This is a genomic window from Rhizobium sp. FG96 (genome assembly GCF_057808655.1).
On the sequence record NZ_JBMDIL010000008.1, the window covers coordinates 56,350 to 76,813 of the forward strand.

General features: G+C 61.1%; 17 protein-coding genes. 2 read left to right on the top strand and 15 right to left on the bottom strand.

From position 1 onward, the window contains the following. Nucleotides 1–4 precede the first annotated feature (4 nt). The 11 genes from surE to ACODR6_RS17210 all read right to left on the bottom strand — a co-directional run bounded on the left by surE (nt 5) and on the right by ACODR6_RS17210 (nt 12,880). Nucleotides 5–772, bottom strand: a complete 768-nt coding sequence (gene surE / locus ACODR6_RS17160) for a 5'/3'-nucleotidase SurE (RefSeq protein ID WP_112711580.1) — start codon at nt 770–772, stop codon at nt 5–7. A 4-nt stretch (nt 773–776) separates the two neighbouring features. After that, entirely contained in the window at nt 777–2,060 is a 1,284-nt protein-coding gene (serS, locus tag ACODR6_RS17165) for a serine--tRNA ligase (protein WP_489023209.1), read from the bottom strand. Between the two features lie 97 nt (nt 2,061–2,157). After that, nucleotides 2,158–2,985 carry a twin-arginine translocase subunit TatC gene (tatC, locus tag ACODR6_RS17170; protein WP_112711578.1) on the bottom strand — a complete coding sequence of 276 codons (828 nt, stop codon included), beginning with the start codon at nt 2,983–2,985 and terminating at the stop codon, nt 2,158–2,160. Further along, nucleotides 2,982–3,650 (bottom strand): Sec-independent protein translocase protein TatB, encoded by a 669-nt coding sequence (gene tatB / locus ACODR6_RS17175; RefSeq protein ID WP_199629384.1) that lies wholly within the window; start codon nt 3,648–3,650, stop codon nt 2,982–2,984. The genes tatC and tatB overlap by 4 nt, the downstream gene beginning before the upstream one ends. 49 nt (nt 3,651–3,699) lie before the next feature. Continuing rightward, nucleotides 3,700–3,894 (bottom strand): twin-arginine translocase TatA/TatE family subunit, encoded by a 195-nt coding sequence (locus tag ACODR6_RS17180; RefSeq protein WP_112711576.1) that lies wholly within the window; start codon nt 3,892–3,894, stop codon nt 3,700–3,702. A gap of 187 nt (nt 3,895–4,081) precedes the next feature. Next, nucleotides 4,082–4,798 carry an SMC-Scp complex subunit ScpB gene (scpB, locus tag ACODR6_RS17185; RefSeq protein ID WP_489023212.1) on the bottom strand — a complete coding sequence of 239 codons (717 nt, stop codon included), beginning with the start codon at nt 4,796–4,798 and terminating at the stop codon, nt 4,082–4,084. Next, nucleotides 4,795–5,607 carry a segregation and condensation protein A gene (locus ACODR6_RS17190; RefSeq protein WP_489023474.1) on the bottom strand — a complete coding sequence of 271 codons (813 nt, stop codon included), beginning with the start codon at nt 5,605–5,607 and terminating at the stop codon, nt 4,795–4,797. The genes scpB and ACODR6_RS17190 overlap by 4 nt, the downstream gene beginning before the upstream one ends. A 65-nt stretch (nt 5,608–5,672) precedes the next feature. Then, on the bottom strand, nt 5,673–6,686 hold the full coding sequence (gene nagZ, locus ACODR6_RS17195; protein WP_489023214.1) for a beta-N-acetylhexosaminidase: 1,014 nt from the start codon (nt 6,684–6,686) through the stop codon (nt 5,673–5,675). A gap of 124 nt (nt 6,687–6,810) precedes the next feature. After that, on the bottom strand, nt 6,811–9,777 hold the full coding sequence (locus ACODR6_RS17200) for an SPOR domain-containing protein (RefSeq protein WP_489023215.1): 2,967 nt from the start codon (nt 9,775–9,777) through the stop codon (nt 6,811–6,813). Between the two features lie 61 nt (nt 9,778–9,838). Further along, nucleotides 9,839–11,596, bottom strand: coding sequence for an arginine--tRNA ligase (argS, locus tag ACODR6_RS17205; RefSeq protein WP_489023217.1), 1,758 nt, complete (start codon nt 11,594–11,596; stop codon nt 9,839–9,841). 66 nt (nt 11,597–11,662) lie between these two features. Beyond that, on the bottom strand, nt 11,663–12,880 hold the full coding sequence (locus tag ACODR6_RS17210; RefSeq protein ID WP_489023219.1) for a deoxyguanosinetriphosphate triphosphohydrolase: 1,218 nt from the start codon (nt 12,878–12,880) through the stop codon (nt 11,663–11,665). Between the two features lie 223 nt (nt 12,881–13,103). Between ACODR6_RS17210 and erpA the strand changes: the two genes are divergently transcribed. Further along, the gene (gene erpA / locus ACODR6_RS17215) at nt 13,104–13,436 is read left to right on the top strand and encodes an iron-sulfur cluster insertion protein ErpA (RefSeq protein ID WP_112711569.1); all 333 of its coding nucleotides are present in this window, start codon (nt 13,104–13,106) and stop codon (nt 13,434–13,436) included. A gap of 115 nt (nt 13,437–13,551) precedes the next feature. Then, nucleotides 13,552–14,343: an exodeoxyribonuclease III gene (gene xth, locus ACODR6_RS17220; RefSeq protein WP_489023220.1), complete on the top strand. Its 792-nt coding sequence runs from the start codon at nt 13,552–13,554 to the stop codon at nt 14,341–14,343. Between the two features lie 7 nt (nt 14,344–14,350). On the opposite strand, the gene exoR is transcribed toward xth, so the two are convergent. From exoR to ACODR6_RS17240, 4 genes are all read right to left on the bottom strand, one after another. Then, nucleotides 14,351–15,151, bottom strand: coding sequence for an exopolysaccharide production regulator ExoR (exoR, locus tag ACODR6_RS17225; RefSeq protein WP_112711567.1), 801 nt, complete (start codon nt 15,149–15,151; stop codon nt 14,351–14,353). A 5-nt stretch (nt 15,152–15,156) separates the two neighbouring features. Beyond that, a complete protein-coding gene (locus ACODR6_RS17230) occupies nt 15,157–15,786 on the bottom strand; it encodes a hypothetical protein (RefSeq protein ID WP_489023222.1) in 630 nt (209 codons plus the stop codon). Between the two features lie 90 nt (nt 15,787–15,876). Further along, the gene (locus ACODR6_RS17235; RefSeq protein WP_130278449.1) at nt 15,877–17,145 is read right to left on the bottom strand and encodes an OmpP1/FadL family transporter; all 1,269 of its coding nucleotides are present in this window, start codon (nt 17,143–17,145) and stop codon (nt 15,877–15,879) included. 403 nt (nt 17,146–17,548) lie between these two features. Beyond that, the gene (locus ACODR6_RS17240; protein ID WP_489023225.1) at nt 17,549–20,389 is read right to left on the bottom strand and encodes a valine--tRNA ligase; all 2,841 of its coding nucleotides are present in this window, start codon (nt 20,387–20,389) and stop codon (nt 17,549–17,551) included. Nucleotides 20,390–20,464 lie beyond the last annotated feature (75 nt).

A 20,464-nucleotide genomic window follows, 5' to 3' on the forward strand; every position in this document is an offset into this window, starting at 1 on the left:
CTGATTACTCCGTACCTGAAAGCGCCCGCTCCACGCGGTCCTTCACGGAATAATCGGTCAGATCCAGTTTCAAAGGTGTTACCGAAATCTTATTATGCTTCAAAGCGTGGATATCGGTGCCTGCGGCAAAGGCGCCGGCGCGCTCGCCGAACTTCAGCCAGTAATAGGGAAAACCGCGGCCATCCGAGCGCGCATCGACCTGCAGGTTGAAGGCGAGCTTGCCCTGAGCGGTGACCTCGACGCCATCGACGTCATCCGGACGGCAGTTCGGGAAGTTGAGGTTCAGGAACGTGCCTTCGGGCAGATCGACCTTCATCAGCTTTTCGAGAAGTGCCGGCGCATGCGCCTCGCAGACTTCCCAGGGCACGATCCGTGCGCCATCGGCATAGACATAGGCCTGGCTCAGCGCGAAGGAGCGCACGCCCTGCATCGTGCCTTCGATGGCGCCGGCGATCGTGCCCGAATAGGTCACATCGTCGGCGACATTCGAGCCCGAATTGACGCCTGACAGGATCAGGTCCGGCTTGATGTCCATGACCTGCTTGACGCCCATAATGACGCAATCGGTCGGGGTGCCGCGCAGGGCGAAATGTTTGTCGGAGACCTTGCGCAGCCTGAGCGGCTCGGAGAGGCTCAGCGAATGCGCCAGGCCGCTCTGGTCCGTTTCGGGTGCGACGATCCAGACGTCGTCGGACAGAGTGCGCGCAATCCGCTCAAGTGCTGCGAGGCCTTCGGCATGAATGCCATCGTCATTGGTGAGCAGAATGCGCATCTCTTCAAGCCGCCCGTTCGATCTTCTTCAAACCGCCCATATAGGGCAGCAGCACGTCCGGAATAGTCACCGAGCCGTCTTCGTTCAGGTAGTTCTCCAGAACGGCGATCAGGCAGCGGCCGACGGCGGTGCCCGAGCCGTTCAGCGTGTGAACGAACTTCGTGCCCTTTTCGCCCTTGGCGCGGTAGCGTGCATCCATGCGACGCCCCTGGAAATCGCCGCAGACCGAGCAGGACGAGATTTCGCGGAAGGTATTCTGACCGGGAAGCCAGACTTCCAGATCGTAGGTCTTGCGCGCGCCGAAGCCCATGTCGCCGGTGCAGAGCGTCATGGTGCGGAAATGCAGGCCGAGGCGCTTCAGAACCTCTTCCGCACAGGCCGTCATCCGCTCATGCTCGGCGACCGCGCTTTCGGCGTCGGTGATCGAAACGAGTTCGCACTTCCAGAACTGGTGCTGGCGCAGCATGCCGCGGGTATCGCGACCGGCAGAACCGGCTTCCGAGCGGAAGGACGGCGTCAGCGCGGTGAAGCGCAGCGGCAGCTTTTCCTGCTCGAGGATTTCGGCGGAAACGAGGTTGGTCAGCGTCACTTCGGCGGTCGGGATCAGCCAGCGGCCATCCGTGGTCTTGAAGAGGTCGTCGGCGAATTTCGGCAGCTGGCCGGTGCCGAACATCGCTTCGTCGCGCACCATCAGCGGCGACGAGACTTCGGTGTAGCCATGCTCGCTAGTGTGCAGGTCGATCATGAACTGGCCGAGCGCACGTTCGAGACGGGCGAGCGGACCGGTCAGCACGGTAAAGCGCGAACCCGACAGCTTGGTGGCGCGATCGAAATCCATGTAACCAAGGGATTCGCCGATTTCGAAATGCTCTTTCGGCGCATGGTTCCAGCGCGGCTTTTCGCCGATCGTGCGGGTGACGACATTGCCGCTCTCGTCGGCGCCGACAGGAACGTCGTCGAACGGCACGTTCGGCACGCGCAACAGCACATCGTTGAGTTCGGCGCTAAGCTGGCGCTCCTCCTCCTCGGCGGCAGGCAGCGTCACCTTGATGTCGGCGACTTCGGCCTTCAGCTTCTCAGCGAGCTCGCTGTTCTTCTGCGCAATTGCCGCGCCGATTTCCTTGGAGGCAGCGTTCCGGCGCGACAGCAAGTCCTGCGCCTTCTGCACGGCGGAGCGGCGCTTTTCATCGAGGGCGACGAGGGACTGGGCCAAAGCCTCCGCACCACGCTTTGCAAGCGCGGCGTCGAGCGCCTCGGGGTTCTCACGGATCCATTTGATATCAAGCATTGTCGTTCCGGGTCGTTGCAAAACAGGAACCGGCCGAAGCCTGACCTGGCTGCGGCCGGAAGATACGGAAGCGTATGGGAAGAGATTGCGAAGCCGCTCAGACGCTGTCCGTGTTGGCAACGTCCGCGGATCGTTCCGCCTCTTCGACCGCCTGCCGCGCACGCTGGCGCTCGACGAGTCGAGCCGCGTGGATGGCAATCTCGTAGAGAAGGATCGTCGGCAGTGCAAGACCGATCTGGGACATCGGATCGGGCGGCGTCAGCACCGCGGCGACGATGAAGGCCATGACGATGGCGAACTTGCGCTTCTCGGCAAGCCATGCGGACGTCAGTAGGCCGACACGGGCGAGCAGCGTGGTGATGACGGGAAGCTGGAAGACCAGGCCAAAGGACAGCACCAGCGTCATGATCAGGCTCAGATATTCCGAGACCTTCGGCAGCAGCGAGATGGCGACATCGCCATGACCCGGCGTCTGCTGCATGGCCAGGAAGAACCACATGACCATCGGCGTGAAGAAGAAATAGACGAGAGCCGCGCCGAGCAGGAACAGGATCGGCGATGCGATCAGGAACGGCAGGAAGGCAGCGCGCTCATTCTTGTAGAGGCCGGGGGCCACGAACTTGTAGATCTGTGCCGCGATGATCGGGAAAGCGATCACGACGCCGCCGAACATCGCCACCTTCACCTGCGTGAAGAAGAATTCCTGCGGGGCGGTATAGATCAGCTGCGCCTTGTCGACATCCATGCCGGCCCAGGTGACCGCGAGCTTGTAGGGGTAGACGAGGTAGTTGAAGAGATGCTTGGCAAAGAAGAAGCAGACGATGAAGGCGATGAAGAACGCGCCGATCGACCACATCAGCCGCCTGCGCAGCTCCATCAGGTGCTCGATCAACGGCTGCGGCTTGTCTTCGATATCACCGCTCATGCCTCATCCTTTTTCTTTGCTGCTGCCTTCTTCGGGGCAGCTGCGACCTTCTTTGCGGGTGCAGCCGTCTTGGCTGCTGCCGTCTTAGCCGGTGCCTTGGCCGGAGCAGCCTTGGCTGCAGGCGCAGCGGCTACGGCCTTTGCTGCGGGCGCACGCTTTGCCTTGGCCGCGGGAGCGGCAGCCACAGGCTCGGCCTTTGCCTCAGCGGCGGCGCGCGGCTTGCGCACGGCCTTCGGCTTTTCAGCAACGACAGGCGCAGCAACCGGTTCGGCTGCGGGTGCCGGCGTTACGACCGGAGGCGTCTCCGGCAGGCTCATCGAGGGAGCCGGCACACTGACCGGCACCTCGGTCTTGTTGTCGACCTTCGTTGCGTTCTGAAGGTCGGCCTTGATGTCGTTGCCCATCTGGCGCAGCGGGTTCATCGCGTCGCGCAGCGTATTGGCGGGGTTGAGACGCTGGGCGTCGGCGAGCGTCTGGCGCACCTCGTCGAGATCGGCCTCACGCAGCGCCTCGTCGAATTGCGCACGGAATTCACCGGCAACCTTCTTGGCGCGCTGCGTCATCTTACCGAACGCACGCAACATCGGCGGCAGATCCTTCGGACCTACCACCACAATCAACACGACCGCGATGACAAGCAGCTCGGTCCAGCCAATATCGAACATTCAAGGCTCCTGGAGGGGAAGCGGGGCAAGCCACCCGTCCCCGGACTGATTACTTCGTTTCGTCGGCCTTGTGATCGACGGTCTTCGACGCCGTTTCCGGCGCGTCTTCGTCGTTCATGCCCTTCTTGAAGCTCTTGATGCCCTTGGCAACGTCGCCCATCAGCTCCGGAATCTTTCCGCGGCCGAACAACAACAGCACGATGACCAGGACGATCAGCCAGTGCCACATGCTAAAAGAACCCATTACGCATACTCCCTGTTGCGATGTCTCTTCGATGTAAGAGTTTCCGACATCGTTTCCAACATCAAAATTCCCCTTATATTGACGCTTAATGTCACGGCTTTGACCTTTGTGACAAGCCACCGCGCCATCGAATTGTGGTGATGAGTATTGTTTTCGCCCTCAGTGGCAAAACAAAGACAAGCCGGTGCTAATCTTCCGATGCGCCACCCGGCGCAAGAAGCCCCAATTCCTCAAGATCCATCTGGGTGATCGGATCTTCGTCCTCGGTCAGCTCGTCGTTCATCGACGGCGACGGGATGTTGAAATTTGCAGGGATGCGGCCGGAGAGCAGCCCTGCCCCCTTGAGCTCTTCAATACCAGGCAGATCGCGCAGTTCCTCAAGGCCGAAATGGTCGAGAAAATCGCGGGTGGTGCCGAGTGTTACGGGGCGGCCGGGCGTGCGGCGGCGGCCGCGGAAACGCACCCAACCGGCCTCCATGAGAACGTCGAGCGTGCCGCGCGAGGTCTGCACGCCTCTGATGTCTTCAATCTCTGCACGCGTCACCGGCTGGTGATAGGCGATGATCGCCAGCACTTCGAGAGCGGCCCGCGAAAGCTTCTTCGTTTCGTTCTCATCACGGCGGATCACAAATGAGAGATCGGCGGCCGTGCGGAAGGCCCAGGCGTCATCCAGCTGCACCAGATTGACGCCGCGCGGCGCATATTGCTCCTTCAAGCGGAGCATGATGGTGTGGACATTGAAATGCTTGGCGATGCGATCAGCGATGAAGGCTTCGGAGACCGGCTGCGCCGAGGCGAAAACCAGTGCCTCGGCGATGCGTTCGGCCTCGAGCTCTGCCTGGAAGTCTTGGCTTTCGGCGCCCTCGCCTTCCTCTCCGCCGATATCGTCCTCAGGATCGATCACAGCGGCGCCTCCTGCTCGATGACCTGCAGCGTGGCATGCTTCGGCCCGCGGCGCATGTAGAGCGGCTCGAAGGCGCCGTCCTGGCGGATTTCGAGCTTGCCCTCGCGCACCAGCTCAAGCGAGGCGGCAAAGGCGCTGGCGATCGCCGTGACGCGCTCTTCCGGCGAAGTCATATAGCGCAGCAGATAGTGCTCCAACGCCGTCCAGTCGGAGACATCGCCGATCATCCGGGTCAGCAGCTCGCGCGCCTCGGTGAGCGACCAGACGGTGCGGCGAGCGATCGTCACCTGGGTGACGGCCTGGCGCTGACGCAGCGTCGCATAGGCGGTCAGAAGATCGTAGAGGCTGGCTTCATAGGCGGACTGGTGGCGATCGGGGATATGTTCCGGTGCGCCGCGCGCGAAGATATCGCGGCCGAGGCGGTTGCGGTTGACGAGGCCGCTCGCGGCCTCGCGCATCGCTTCCAGGCGCTTCAGGCGGAAGGCGAGCGTTGCCGCCATCTCCTCGCCGGAGGGGCCGTCATCCTTGATCTGCTGCGGGATCAGCAGGCGGGATTTCAGGTAGGCAAGCCAGGCCGCCATGACGAGGTAGTCGGCGGCAAGCTCGATGCGGATGCGGCGGGCGCTCTCGACGAACTGCAGATATTGCTCGGCAAGCGCCAGGACCGAAATACGCGACAGGTCGACCTTCTGATTGCGGGCGAGATAGAGCAACAGGTCAAGCGGGCCTTCGAAGCCGGCGACATCGATGACCAGCGCCGGTTCATGTGAACCACGCCCGGTGCCGCTGTCCTGCCAAAGCTTGTCCATCGGCGTTGCCGACTGCGACCGCTCGGGAGTCTTGATTATGTTCAACCGGGCCTCTCTTCCGTTTCTTAGACGGCTGCAAACATCGCGTCGAATTCACTGCGGATCGCAGCTTCGTCGGACTGATCGGCCCGCGGCATGCCCGCGAGCACGGCGTCGGCCCGCTTCAGCGAGGCGCCCCTTAGCGCCGGCACATTGGCGACCACCTGCTGCATCTCGTCCATGTGGCCATTGCAATGCAGCACGATATCGCATCCGCCCGCAATGATATTCGCGGCGCGCTCGCCGATCGTCCCGGCCAGCGCGTTCATCGATGTATCATCGGAAAGCAACAGGCCGTTGAAGCCGATATGCTGGCGGATGACGCCGTCGATCACCTTGCGGGACGTCGTGGCCGGATTGCTGTCGTCGATCGCCGTGAAGACGACATGGCAGGTCATGGCGGCCAGCTCGTCCTTCATGGCGATGAAGGGCGGGAAGTCATGGGCTTCAAGTTCTGCGCGCGAGACGGTGACGACCGGCAGCTCGTGATGGGAATCGGCAAAGCCGCGGCCGTGGCCCGGCATATGCTTCATCACCGGCAAGACACCGCCGGCCTTCAGACCCTCGCTTGCGGCGCGGCCCATCTCGGTCACCGTGCGGGGATCACCGCCATAGGCGCGGTTGCCGATGACATTGCTGCTGCCTTCGACCGGAACATCGAGAACCGGCAGGCAATCGACATTGATGCCGAATTTCAGGAGATCGAAGGCGTGAAGGCGCGACATCAGCCAGGCGGCTCGAAGCCCCTGCTCGCGGTCCTGGCGATAGATATCGCCGAGCGCCTGACCGGACGGATAGTGCTGGAGGATCGGCGGACGGATGCGCTGGACGCGTCCGCCTTCCTGGTCGATCAGGACCGGCGCATGCCAGCCGACGCTCTCGCGCATTTCGGCGACGAGATCGGCGATCTGCTGCGGCTCGGAAATGTTGCGTCCGAAAAGAATGAAGCCCCAGGGGCGTTCCGCCTTGTAGAAGGCCTTTTCTTCCGGGGTCAGGGACAGGCCGCTACAGCCCAGGATCATCGCTTTTGATTCGGTCATACCCGAATCATAGAGGTGTGCGCCCGAATTGCGATAGGTCGGTCAAGCGGCATTCACAGGAAAGGCAGTGCAAAAACGAAAACGGCGGGCCTGAGCCCGCCGTTTCGATGCAGTGTGGAGCCGATTACTTCGAGATCAGGCAGCTACCGCCAGCGGCACGATACTTCTCGCAGATCGCAGCGGCTTCATCCTTCGAGGATGCCGGGATGCGGACGCGGTAGAAGGTGCCCTTGCCGGCGATGTCGGCCTTGCGGATCTCGTAGCTGCGGCCGGAAAGAACGCTGGCAAACTTCTTGGAGAGGCTTGCGTAGGACTTGTTGGCTTCCGCTTCCGATGGCAGCGATGCGATCTGGACGCCATAGGCACCCGACGGCGCAGCGGCCTGCGGCTGGGTTGCAGCCGGGGCGACGGAGGCGACTTCAGTCGGCTTCGGCTGTTCTGGTGCAGCGGCTGCGGCAACAGGCTTTGCGGCCGGGCGGGCAGCCGGGACCGGTGCCGTGTCGGCCGGCTTTACGGCGGCGGCCTGCGGCTGAACCGGCGTCGACTGAACCTGACGGACCGGAGGCTCGACATTGGCAGGGTTGCTTGCGGCAACCTTGGCAAGGACCGATTCCGAAGTGGCAGGCTGAGCCGGCGTATTCTCGACCGGGGTCGAGCGGATATCGGCAGAGGCCACTTCCGTGCTTGCCGGGAAGTTCGCAGCAGAACCGTTCGGCTTGATGGTCGTGGTCTTGACCTGGTTCACGGCAGGCGCGTCAACGGGTGCCTCGTCTTCACGGGCAACCAGCGTGCCATCAGGCTTGACGATCATCGTGCGGACCTTGCGCGGCGAAACGGCCGGAACGCGGTCTGCATCGTTGTTGGCAGCGGCTTCCTGCTGCTCCTGGCCTGGCAGCAGGCGCGGATCCTCGGTATCGCTGACCGGCGTGCTGACGGCCTGGTCAGTGATGTCGCCGTCGTTATCCTCAGGTGCGACCTCAGGCGTCAGCGTGCGCTGAACGACGTCGACAGGCTGTTCGTCGGACGACACCAGTGCAGTCTGCTTCGGCGTCTCGGTGGCGCCGGCAACGCGGTCATAGACGGCCTTGTCCTGGTTCGGAACGGTCTTGCCGCCCGGATTATCCGGAACGACCTTCACCGGCTCCTTGTCGGCAGCGATGATGCGCGGCTCGCCGGAACCACCGGCGATACCGGTATCGGCAACGACGGTGTAGAGGCCATAAGCGCCGCCTGCGAAGACGACGACCATGGCAGCAGCAGCCAGCATCCGCTTCATCGAGCGGGCGCGATGCATGTCTTCGGCAGCGCCGGCAGACTGGATGTGAACCTCGGCAAGCTGCTCGGTCCGCTGGACCGGCTCGCGCATGCTGCGGCGCAGATCTTCTTCCAGAGCGCGCTCGAGATCATCGAGACCGGCGACGGCAGGTGCTGCAGGCTTCTGAGCCGCGGGAGCGGAGGCCTGCGATGCCCAGGCGGGCGCAGCAGCCGGAACGGCTTCCTTGGACTTGATCGGGTCGAACAGGCTGGCGATCTCGGCATCGACGTCGAAATCGAAATCGTTAACCGGAGCGGCAGGCTTGTGCTGCTCCACAGGCGGCAGCGCCGGAACGTGCATTTCGCCAACTGCTTCCGGATGACCGTCGGCGTCGGTGATCATCGACGGATCGAAGGGAAGTTCTTCGACGGGTTCGACAACAGCTGCACGGACAGGAGCCGCTGGCTGCGGCGCAGGCGTGAAAACGGCTGCCGGCGAATAGGAAACCGGTGCAGGCGTATAGGCCGGCTGAACCGGACGCGGCGCTTCTGCAACGACAGGCGCAGGCGCGATCGGGCGCGGAACGACAACCGGTGCCGGAGCGACGGCAACAGGTGCGGGCTGAGCGCGAACAGGAGCCGGAGCCATTGCGACCGGCTCTTCCTTGACGGGCTCGGCGAAATCGAGATCGGCGAGCTCCAGTTCGATGCCTTCGAGATCGAGCTCGAAGTCATGACCAGCGAAGGGGTCTTCCTCTTCGGCCGGAGCGGGCTTGGCGGCCACGACGGGTGCTACCGGCTTTACCGGTTCCGGCTGATGGAACTGTACGGGTTCTTCGCGAACCGGCTCCGGAGCGCGCTGCGGCACCGGGTAACGGGAAACGTCAGCCAGGAGGTTGTCGATATCGAAGGCGGTTGCTTCATCCTGGGGCAGCGCCTCGGTCAGCGCTGCGTCGGAAGCAACGATGCCATCCTTGGCGGCAGCGGCGAGATCGAAGGCCTCGTGCGATACCGGCTCGGCATAGACAGCTTCGGCAACGGGCGCCTGCTCGACGACTTCGGGCTCTTCGTGGCGATCGATTTCGGCCGGGAAGCCGGAAGCGACGGGAGTGAACTCCTCGGCAACGTCAAGTGCAGCAAGTTCCTGCAGGGTTTCCGCGGATGCCACTTCAGCAACCGGCTGCGGCGCAGGCGCAACGACAGGCTCGGGCTCGACGACAACCGCAGAAACCGGCTCTTCGCGGCGGGCCGTATGGAAGTTGGCGAGCGGCAGCTTGATGCTGGCGGCAGACCACTGCGGCGCCTTGGCAACCGGAGCAACCGGCTGGGCAACCGATGCAGCACCGATCGACATTTCGAGTTCTTCGATCAGATCGCGGGCGCCGCCGTTGGAGACTGGTTCGGAGGGCTGGACCGCCCATTCGGCGGCAGCAACCTGACCACCGGTCCAGGCCTGCGTTTCCTCGGGCTCATAGGCCGCTGCGACCGGCTCAGCCTCGTAGGCTTCCGGCTCGACGTAGACAGGAGCCTCTACGGGCTCCTGCGGAGCGGCAGCGTGCTCGTAGGCAACGGGCTCATAGCTTGCGGCTTCCTCAACGGGCTGCTCGGCCGGATGGTCGAGTGCACCCAGCGGGCGCGGCGCGTCGTAGCGCTCGAATTCCCGCAGCAATTCGTCTTCGAGATCGAAGGCCGGCTCCTGCCGGACTGGCTCTGAGACAGTATTGGCCGCTACCCGCGGCTCGAAGCCAACGATGCGCGCGAGTTCCGCGAGCGGATCGTTTTCATCGAACAGCTCCGTCTTCTGTCGCGCGTCATACGCAAGTTGTTTGTCTGCCATACCCATCCCACTCAAAAGCCAACGCGGTCAATGCCAGCGCAATGTGGGGATTTGGTGACGTTTATCGCATTTCATCCGGTGCGGCGGTACCAGTAATGGCAAGACCCGACTTCAAAACCGAAGCGACAGCGTACACCAGCCCTAGTCTGGCAATACTCGATTCTCGGCTCTTATCGTTAACAAATCGTAATTCAGTCTGGTCTTTACCTTTGTTCCAGTGTGCATGGAACGAACTGGCGAGGTCGTAGAGGTAGAAAGCGACCCTGTGAGGCTCCTGCGCCTGGGCTGCAGATTCGACGACGCGCGGGAACTCCGCGGCCTTCGCAATCAGCTGCAATTCCGCGGGATCCGAGATTCCGGACACCGCTTTTGCGAGGTCTGCAGGGCTGACATTGAGGTCCGGAAAAGCCTCCTTCGCCTGCCGGAAAACCGACATGCAACGGGCATGCGCATATTGCACGTAAAAGACCGGATTATCTTTCGATTGTTCCGTTACTTTGGCGAAATCGAAGTCCAGCGGCTCGGAGCTCTTCCGGTAGAGCATCATGAAACGCACCGAATCGCGGCCGACTTCCTCTACCACGTCGCGCAGCGTCACGAAGTCGCCGGAGCGCTTCGACATCTTCACCGGCTCACCGTTGCGGAACAGCTTTACCAGCTGGCAGAGCAGGACCGTCAGCTTCGAGTTGCCCTCAGAGACCGCACGGGCGACCGCTTCCAGGCGCTTGACGTAGCCGCCATGGTCGGCGCCGAGCACGTAGATCATCTCGTTGAAGCCGCGATCGAACTTGTTCTTGAAGTAAGCAACGTCGGCAGCGAAGTAAGTATAGGACCCGTCGGACTTGATCAGCGGGCGATCGACATCGTCTCCGACTTCGGTCGAGCGGAACAGCGTCTGCTCGCGATCTTCCCAATCCTCGGGCAGCTGGCCCTTCGGCGGCGGCAGCGCACCCTTGTAGACATAGCCCTTGAAGGTCAGGTCGTTGATGGCGGTGCGGATACCGGCGGCGCCGCCGTCGTGCAGCGTGCGCTCGGAGAAGAAGACATCGTGATGGACGTTCAGGACCTCGAGATCTTCGCGGATCATCGCCATCATCGCGGTGATCGCCTTGTCCTTGACGATCGGCATCCACTGCTCTTCCGGCATGTTGTGCAGCCGCACGCCGTATTCACTGGCCAGTGACTGACCGACCGGAACGAGGTAATCGCCCGGATAAAGGCCGGCTGGGATCTCGCCAATATTCTCGCCAAGGGCTTCGCGGTAGCGCAGGAAGACCGAGCGCGCCAGCACATCGATCTGCGAGCCGGCATCGTTGATGTAATATTCCTTCTCGACGGCATATCCAGCGAAGGCCAACAGGTTTGCCAGCGCGTCGCCGACAACGGCGCCGCGGCAGTGGCCGACATGCATCGGGCCGGTCGGGTTTGCCGAGACATATTCGACATTTACCTTACGGCCAGCGCCGAGCGTCGAGCGGCCGTAGTCGGTGCCTGCCTCGATCATCGAGCCGAGCAGCCGCTGCCAGTAACCGACGGACAGCTTGATGTTAATGAAGCCCGGACCGGCGACCGAAACGTCAGCAACGTCAGGGTCTTCCTTCAATTTGCCGAGGATGATTTCGGCGAAGGCGCGCGGGTTGGTGCCGAGCGGCTTCGCCAGCACCATCGCGGCATTGGTTGCGACGTCGCCATGCGTCACATCGCGCGGCGGCTCGACGGCGATGCGGCCGAAATCGAGCTCGGATCGCTTTTCCTTGACCAGATCGATCTGTTCAAGGGCGGTTTTAATCCTGGCTTCGAAATCGGTAAAAAGGTTCATCGCACTCTTCCATGCATAGGCTGTGCCACAAGGCATCGACCGGCGCTCTCGCCGGGCGCGTGCTGCCTATCGCAAATCGGGAGTGTGGTCAAACAATCGCCTGTGGGCGCTGATGGCATAGGTGTCCGTCATCCCCGCCAGATAGTCGCCGACATGGCGGGCTTTCGGGGCATCGGCAAGGCCGGCGATGTGATCCACCCAGTAGTGGCTCTGCATCTCCTTGGGGTTCGCCATATAGGCGCCGAAGAGGTCGGTGACGATCTGTGCCGCACTGGCGCGGATGCGCATGATCTCCGGGTGGCGGTAGATGCGCTTGAAGAGCATCTGCTTGATCAGCCTGTCGGTTTCGGCCATCGCCGGCGAAAAGGTGGCTATGACGCGATCGGCATGGCGGATATCGTCAGCGCTCTTCGGATTGACCTGTGCAAGGCGTTCCTGCGAGACCGAGATCACATCCTCGACCATGCGGGTGATCTGCCGGCGCATGATCTCGTGGGTGAAGCGGCTGGCTTCGAGGTTCGGATAGCGATCGCGAACTTCCGCCATCAGCCCGGCGAGGAACGGAATTTCCTCCAGCATGTCGAAGGTCAGGTAGCCGGAGCGCAGGCCATCGTCGATGTCGTGGGTGTTGTAGGCGATATCGTCGGCGATCGCCGCCACCTGTGCCTCAAGGCTTGCATAGGTGTCGAGCTGCAGATCGTGGAGTTCGCAATAGTCAAGGATCGGCTGCGGGACCGGGCCGCGCGTGCCCTGCCCGTCCTTGGTCAGCAGCGGGCCATTGTGCTTCACGAGACCTTCGAGGCTTTCCCAGGTCAGGTTGATACCGTCGAACTCCGCATAGCGGCGCTCCAGCTTGGTGACGATCCGCAGCGACTGGGCATTGTGATCGAAGCCGCCATAGGGCAGCAGCACCTCGTGCAGCGCGTCTTCGCCGGTGTGCCCGAAGGGCGTATGGCCGAAATCGTGGACGAGCGCCACGCCCTCGGCGAGATCCTCGTCGAGCTTCAGGGCGCGGGCCAGAGCGCGGGCGATCTGCGCCACCTCGATCGTATGGGTCAGGCGCGTACGGTAGTGATCGCCGTCCTGGGCGATGAAAACCTGGGTCTTGTGCTTCAGGCGGCGGAAGGCGGTCGTGTGAACGATGCGGTCGCGGTCGCGCTGGAAGTCGGATCGCGTCGGGCTGGAGCTCTCCTGATAGAGCCGCCCGCGGGTCGTCCAGGGATCAGCCGCATAGACTGCCCGCTCGCTGTTGCCGAAACCCAATGCACGCCTGTCAATCGTCATTCTTCACCGTCATTCGAACCGCGCGGCCGGATCGCCCCATTGACGCCGCTTCGCGCTCTTCATACCTATAGTCAGTATATCAGGCAAAGCGGCGCTTTCTTAACCGCTTTCCGCAATAATGCGCTCCGTGAGCGCCCGTGATAAATTCTTTTGATATCAGCCGTTTGAACGCTCAGCGGCTTTTATCAATTCTCTCCGGATCTTGACCCCGGCAGGAGGAAACATGACAGAGACTTCAGTAACCCTCTCCGATGCGGCCGCAAAGCGAATCGCCGCGATCGTCGGTGCCGAGGCCGGAAAGAGCGCGCTGCGCGTTTCCGTCGAAGGCGGCGGCTGTTCGGGTTTTTCCTACAAGTTCGACCTTGCCGACGGCGTTCAGGACGATGACGTGATCGTCGAGAAGAACGACGCCAAGGTGCTGATCGACAGCCTCTCGCTGGTCTATATGGCCGGTTCCGAGATCGACTTCGTCGACAACCTGCTCGGCCAATCCTTCCAGATCAAGAATCCGAACGCTGTTGCCAGCTGCGGCTGCGGAACGAGCTTCTCGGTCTAAGCTTTCCACCGACCTCAGACCCGACCGGCCGAAGAAATCTCTTCCGGCCGGTTTATCGTCTTGTCCGGTTGCTACCCATCACGATACAAGATCGGCACGAAGCAAGAGGTGATGGATGAAGATCGCGACCTGGAACATCAACGGCGTCAAGGCGCGTATCGACAACCTGACGCAGTGGCTCAAGGATTCCAATCCCGACATCGTCTGCCTGCAGGAAATCAAGACGGTCGACGAAGGCTTTCCGCGCCTTGAGATCGAGGCGATGGGCTATCATGTCGAGACGCATGGCCAGAAGGGTTTCAACGGCGTCGCGATCCTCTCCAAGAGCAAGCCGGACGAAGTGAGCCGCGGGCTGCCCGGCGATCCGCTGGACGAGCAGGCGCGCTTCATCGAGGCGGTGTTCTCGCTGTCCGGCAACAAGGCGCTGCGCGTCTGCTGCCTCTATCTGCCGAACGGCAATCCCGTCGAAACCGAGAAATACACCTACAAGCTCGCCTGGATGGAGCGCCTGCAGCAGTTTGCTGCGCAGCGGCTGAGCTATGAGGAGCCGCTCATTCTGGCTGGCGACTATAACGTCATTCCCGAGCCGCATGATTGCTTCGACCCGAAGGTCTGGGCGAATGACGCGCTCTTCCTGCCGCAGACCCGTGAAGCCTTCCGCAGGCTCGAAAGCCTCGGCTTCACCGATGCTGTGCGCGCCACGACGGATGCGGTTCAGCTCTATTCATTCTGGGATTATCAGGCCGGCGCCTGGCCGAAGAACAACGGCATTCGCATCGACCATCTGATGCTGTCGCCTGAAGCCGCAGACCGCATGACCTCGACGGCCATCGAGAAACACGTCCGCGCCTGGGAAAAACCGTCCGACCACGTTCCCGTCGTCGCCTATTTCGACTTCGCGGCTTAAGCGGAGATCAGTCGCCGCTGGTGGCGATATTGTGGGAGAGCGAGACCGCTGCACGGCGGTCTCCTTCGGTCGCGACCGAGAACGCCTGCTCCTGCAGCGATTCCATCCAGCCACAGTCCTTCGGCTTGCAGCGGTCGAGCGCCGCCGTCATCATCGCCAGACCACGGGCCGACTGGCCTTCCTGGAAGAGGATGTTGCCGAAGACGGACATAGCGCCCGGATGGCCGCTCTTGCGGGCCTGATTCAGCCACTTCTTCGCCTGCAGCGGATTGGGGCTGCCGCCCTCGCCCGAAAGCATCATCTGCGCCAGCTGGAACTGCGCTTCCGGCACACCGAAGGTCGAGGCGACCTGGAAATAGAGCTGGCGGGCCTGGTTGAGATCGACCTTCACCGGACTACCGGCAATGCCGTGTTTGTAATAGCTCGCGAGCGACAGCAGCGCATTGATGAAGAAGCCGGTATCTTCGGAACCCGGTTCGACGCCCTGCTGGGCAATCTCGCTATAAATCTTGAAGGCTTCGAAATCGTCCTGGGTGACGCCGTCGCCGTCGGCATACATGTTGGCCAGCGCCCAGCGCGAGCCGGTATGGCCTTTCTCGGCGGCGTATTTGTAGGCTTCAACAGCTTCTTCCTTCTGGCCGCTCTTGTAAGCCTTGAAACCGAACTTGAAGAGATCGAAGGGACCGGATTCCTTGGTGACGCCAGCATTGATATCAAAAGCGCCGGCTGGGGAGGCAACCGCTGCTGAAAGCGCGATCGACAGCCCCATGAGAGCAAATCTGAAAAGTCTGAACTCGGATGTCAGCATTTCACTCAGTTTCTTTCGCTTCCATCGCAGACCAGCCCGGCAGCAAAAACTCCGCTGCCACGCGTCCCGGCGTATCTCCTCCAGGCGAGCGATCCCGCGGCGAGCTCTCTGGCTCCTTTGCCCGCGTCGCATCCAGCCTTCCGCCCTTCTTCGAGGGCCTGAATTTCCTGCGCATCGCGATAGACCACCCGGGTTCCGGCCTGGCCCGCCTGCAATGCCTGCGGCGTCATTTTCGCGGAAGAAACATCTGTCTTTCCGCCTTCCCAATATCCGTAAACACCAAATGTGACCAAACCGGTATCGGCGTGATCGCGGTGCTCGTCAGCGCCCGTCATGGACGCGGAAACATCGGAGAATGGACAGATGGAAGACACGACTTGAGAGCGAAATTTTCCGGCGGAATCGCCTTGCGGGAAAAGCTGTATCGCAAATGGAGCGGAATGAAATCCGGTCTCCGATCGGCTCTCGCCTGTCCCTGAAAAAACTCGACCCATCTTACTTTTCAAACGCACCCTACGCCTGCCATTCCCTTGCCCGCAAATACCGCTGCGCCCTGTTTGTGGCGGGAAATGGACAAATTCGCCCTGGAGATAGCTTACGCCAACTGTCGTAAAAAACTGTTGCGGATTCGTCACAAAATGGGATGTCCAAAAGGCATGATTAATATCGCATCAAGCAAAGAAAAGCCCGGCACTGGGCCGGGCTTTGTATTCAAGTGATCAGCGTCAGAACTTGACTTTGAGGCTGGTCGAGACGGCGGTTACGAGGTCGTTGCCAAAATCGTAAGAAACGTCGTCACCGTATGTCTGACCATTGTAGGTCACAGCATGCGACGAACCGCTGGTCAACAGACCGATCGCTCCAGCAACGCGCCACTCGATATTCTCAGTCGGCGTGTAAGATGCGCCAACACCGAGTGTCCACGTGTCGCTCTGAGAGCCGTATCCCTGGCTTGTTCCGCGATCCCAGGTAAGGCTTACCGCACCAGCCCATTGATCGTTGAATTTGTGACCCACACCTCCGGAAACGGTCCAACCGTCACGATAGATCAAATCCAGGGAAGTCAGCTCTGTAGCGCCACCAGCAGTACATTTTGCCAGCCCCTTGGTCGATGTCGGGCAGAAGGCGATCGACTGGAGCACGCTCCAGTTCGTCCACTTTACGGAACCGAAAGCAAGCCAATCTGGCGCGATACCACTCTGGAGCTTCAGTTCGAGAGAATCGGGGGCATCGGCAGAGCCAAAGACATCGGTTTTCTTGCCTAGCGCTGGATTCGTCGGATCGACGAAGGCTGGAACCTGCGTGAGGTCGACGGTACCATCAAGATTGTCGTATTTCACCCGGCTATTGTAAACGAGGCTCGCACGCAGCGCATATTCTGGAATCTCGTATGCGATACCAGTGCGCCATCCCCAGCTCTGCCCTTCGAGATCCAACCGCCCGATGCCAGTTCCGAAAGCGGCCGGCAACGGCGCAACCAGACGTGACTTGAACCCCTCAATCTCCTGATAGAAAGCACCACCGATGAAACGGAACTCTCCCGGCCCCGCATCGAACTTATATGAGCACGTAGCTCCGTAGTTGTGGCTGCTGACTTTCGTCTCGATATTGCTGTTTGCGCCAACCCAACCGGTTCCGGGGTTCGTGTGCGCGCCAAATGGCTCTGAATAGTCCAGCAAGCAGTCTACAGGACCGAGGCCGCCTTTCATGCCGACATACGGTATGGCGTAGTTTTCCGTCTCGTCGGCAGAGGTCGAACCGCCGCCAATGCCGTTATTGCCGAGTCCATCACTCGCGTCGGTGTCGACAACATTCTTCAGCTTGCGCTGCGGCATGACGTAAGTGACACCACTGCTGAACGAAAATGGCCCCGTATCAAAGAGCTGGTCGATATTGTAGCCGCCGCGTTCCAGGCCGCCGGCAAATGACGGCGATGCGAAGGACGAAAGGATAACGAGCGATGCTACGCCCTTGGAAAACATACGAGATGCCATTGTGTCTCCCCCACTCAAGCAATGCAGATGGCTGCACCTTGCAAAGGAATGGCGCGGATGACAATGCGCGCCTTCATGCCGCCACAATGCATGCAAGAAGTTAAATTGACGTAAGAAATTGACGAGCACGTCAAAAATTTGGGTATGGTAAAATTTTATCCTAACAAACTAATCATTTCGGATTATTTTTAAACGATCGTTCCAAGTCACCTGACCCCTGTATCAATCTGACAACAGTCTGCCTTTTCGGCCTCTTCCACTGAAAATTTCGCAGATTCGTCAAATTCCACAGGGTGAAAACGCTAAATAAGGCATGCGCTTTCGACTCAAAATGCCGGGAATGAAAAACGGCGCCCGGAGAGTTCCGGACGCCGTTTTGGAATAGTTTGCTACCAAGAGTGGATTAGGCCTCGATCACCCTTGCAAGCGCTACTTTCAGGCTGGCCATCTGGCTCTCGAATTCCGCGAGACGCTCGCGCTCGGCCTCCACCACTTCAGGATTGGCGTTGGCGACGAACTTCTCGTTGGAGAGCTTGCCCTTGACGCGGGACATCTCGCCCTCGGTCTTGGCAATCGCCTTTTCGAGGCGGGCCTTTTCCGCGGAGAGATCGATCAGCGAGCCGAGCGGCAGGCAGGCCGTTGCCTCGCCGATGACGATCTGGGCTGCGCCCTTCGGGGCGGCGTCGGCGAGCGCGACGCTCTCGACACGCGCCAGACGCTTGATCGCTGCGTCGTGACGCGACAGGCGCTCCTTGGTCTCGGCATTGGCGCTGACGAAGACCAGCGGTGCGGTTGCCGACGGTGGAACGTTCATCTCCGCGCGCACCGAGCGGATACCGGAGACGAGATCGATCAGCCAGTTGATCTCATCGGCTGCGGCATCATCCGAGAAGGAGGGCGACGGCCAGTCGGCATGGCAGACGAGCGTATCACGCTCCGCGCCTTCGCCGGCTGTATGGGCCCAGAGCTCTTCGGTCATGAAGGGCATGAACGGATGCAGCAGCTTGTAGATCTCTTCGAGAATATAGGCGCTGCAGGCCTGTGCTTCCTTCTTGGCGGCCTCGTCCTCGCCGCTGAAGACCGGCTTCAGCAGTTCGAGATACCAGTCGCAGACCTGGTTCCAGACGAAGCGATAGAGCGCTCCGGCAGCGTCGTTGAAGCGGTAGGCTTCGATGGCTTCCGTTACGTCACGTTCCGCACGGGCAAGTTCGGTCAGGATCCAGCGGTTGATCGTCAGCTTGACGCCTTCAGGCGCAAAGTTCGGATCGCTCTTGGCGCCGTTCATCTCGGCAAAGCGCGTGGCGTTCCAGAGCTTGGTGCCAAAATTGCGATAGCCGGCAATACGCGCGGGATCGAGTTTCACGTCGCGGCCCTGCGCCGCCATGATGGCGAGCGTGAAGCGCAGCGCGTCGGCGCCGTATTCGTCAATCAGCTCCAGCGGATCGATGACGTTGCCCTTCGACTTCGACATCTTCTGGCCGTTCTTGTCGCGAACGAGGGCGTGGATATAGACCGTGTGGAACGGCTCGACCGGGTTGCCATCGGCGTCCTTCATGAAATGCAGACCCATCTGCATCATGCGGACGACCCAGAAGGGAATGATGTCGAAGCCGGTGACCAGAACGTTGGTCGGATAGTAGCGAGCGAGTTCCGGGGTCTTTTCCGGCCAGCCGAGCGTCGAGAACGGCCAGAGCGCCGACGAGAACCAGGTGTCGAGCACGTCTTCGTCGCGCGTCAGGATTTCACCCGGCTGGAAGTTCTCGATCTTGTCCTGCACCCAGGCCTTCCACGGGCCTTCATGGGCGAGGTAATGCTGGATCGCGGCCTCGAGCGCCTCTTCCTCGGTCTTCTCGACGAAGACCTGACCATCCGGGCCATACCAGGCCGGAATCTGGTGACCCCACCAGAGCTGGCGCGAGATGCACCAGGGCTGAATGTTTTCCATCCACTGGAAATAGGTGTTTTCCCAGTTCTTCGGGACGAACTTGGTGCGGCCCTCGCGAACCGAGGCGATCGCCGGCTTGGCGAGCGTCTTGTTGTCGACCCACCACTGTTCCGTCAGGCGCGGCTCGATCGGCACGCCGCCACGGTCGCCATGGGGCACCATGTGCGTATGCGGCTCGATCTTGTCGAGCAGGCCGGCTTCCTCGAAGATTTCGACGATGATCTTGCGGGCAGTGAAACGGTCCTGGCCTTCGAGACGGTCCCATGCGCCATGAAGTGCCGCCGGATTATCAAGGCCTTCGAGGAAATCCTCGTTGTCCTTGATATTAACGGAGGCATCGACGTTCAGGACGTTGATGGCGCGCAGGCCGGTGCGCTTGGCGACGTCGAAGTCGTTGAAGTCATGCGCCGGCGTCAGCTTGACCGCACCGGTGCCCGCCGTCGGATCGGCGTAGCTGTCAGCAACGATCGGGATCTTGCGGCCGACGCTCGGCAGGATGACATGCTTTCCGACGATCGACTTGTAGCGGTCATCGTCAGGATTGACGGCAACGCCGGTGTCGCCGAGCATGGTTTCCGGGCGGGTCGTGGCTACGACGAGATAGTCGCGCGTTTCGAATTCGGTCGGCTTGCCCTCTTCATCGAAAGCAACCGGATGCTGGTAGGTGACGCCCTCTTCCAGCGGATAGCGCAAGTGCCAGAGATTGCCCTTCACTTCCATCTGCTCGACTTCCATGTCGGAAATCGCCGTCAGAAGCTTTGGATCCCAGTTGACCAGTCGCTTATCCTTGTAGATGAGGCCTTCCTTGTAAAGCGTTACGAAGACTTCAAGAACGGCTGCCGAAAGGCCCTCGTCCATCGTAAAACGCTCGCGCGACCAGTCGCAGGAAGCGCCAAGGCGCTTTAGCTGGTTGAAGATCAGGCCGCCCGATTCAGCCTTCCACTCCCAGACCTTGTCGATGAAGGCGTCGCGGCCCATTTCGCGGCGGCCGGGAAGCTGCTGTTCCATCAGCTTGCGCTCGACGACCATCTGCGTGGCGATGCCGGCGTGGTCCATGCCCGGCTGCCAGAGCACGTCCTTGCCGCGCATGCGCTCGAAGCGGATCATGACGTCCTGCAGCGTGTTGTTGAGCGCGTGGCCCATGTGCAGGGAGCCCGTCACGTTCGGCGGCGGGATCACGATCGTGAACGTTTCGGCGCCAGGCTTCTTGTTCGCACCGGCACGGAAGGCATCGGCTTCGTCCCATTTCGCAGCGATTTTCGGTTCGACTGCGGCGGAATCATAGGTCTTGTCGAGCATTTTATGACCAAACTTCGGGGTTTTAGGATGCGGGTTTGTAAATAGGATGGCTGCAGGCAAGTCAATAAAAAAGCC

Excerpts from the sequence above, each read along its gene's own strand:
- surE (WP_112711580.1), bottom strand. The coding sequence starts at position 772 with ATGCGCATTCTGCTCACCAATGACGATGGCATTCATGCCGAAGGCCTC.
- tatB (WP_199629384.1), bottom strand. The coding sequence starts at position 3,650 with ATGTTCGATATTGGCTGGACCGAGCTGCTTGTCATCGCGGTCGTGTTG.
- ACODR6_RS17210 (WP_489023219.1), bottom strand. The coding sequence starts at position 12,880 with ATGACGATTGACAGGCGTGCATTGGGTTTCGGCAACAGCGAGCGGGCA.
- ACODR6_RS17200 (WP_489023215.1), bottom strand. The coding sequence starts at position 9,777 with ATGGCAGACAAACAACTTGCGTATGACGCGCGACAGAAGACGGAGCTG.
- ACODR6_RS17235 (WP_130278449.1), bottom strand. The coding sequence starts at position 17,145 with ATGGCATCTCGTATGTTTTCCAAGGGCGTAGCATCGCTCGTTATCCTT.
- nagZ (WP_489023214.1), bottom strand. The coding sequence starts at position 6,686 with ATGACCGAATCAAAAGCGATGATCCTGGGCTGTAGCGGCCTGTCCCTG.
- xth (WP_489023220.1), top strand. The coding sequence starts at position 13,552 with ATGAAGATCGCGACCTGGAACATCAACGGCGTCAAGGCGCGTATCGAC.
- ACODR6_RS17190 (WP_489023474.1), bottom strand. The coding sequence starts at position 5,607 with ATGGACAAGCTTTGGCAGGACAGCGGCACCGGGCGTGGTTCACATGAA.
- ACODR6_RS17180 (WP_112711576.1), bottom strand. The coding sequence starts at position 3,894 with ATGGGTTCTTTTAGCATGTGGCACTGGCTGATCGTCCTGGTCATCGTG.
- exoR (WP_112711567.1), bottom strand. The coding sequence starts at position 15,151 with ATGCTGACATCCGAGTTCAGACTTTTCAGATTTGCTCTCATGGGGCTG.
- tatC (WP_112711578.1), bottom strand. The coding sequence starts at position 2,985 with ATGAGCGGTGATATCGAAGACAAGCCGCAGCCGTTGATCGAGCACCTG.
- erpA (WP_112711569.1), top strand. The coding sequence starts at position 13,104 with ATGACAGAGACTTCAGTAACCCTCTCCGATGCGGCCGCAAAGCGAATC.
- serS (WP_489023209.1), bottom strand. The coding sequence starts at position 2,060 with ATGCTTGATATCAAATGGATCCGTGAGAACCCCGAGGCGCTCGACGCC.
- ACODR6_RS17240 (WP_489023225.1), bottom strand. The coding sequence starts at position 20,389 with ATGCTCGACAAGACCTATGATTCCGCCGCAGTCGAACCGAAAATCGCT.
- argS (WP_489023217.1), bottom strand. The coding sequence starts at position 11,596 with ATGAACCTTTTTACCGATTTCGAAGCCAGGATTAAAACCGCCCTTGAA.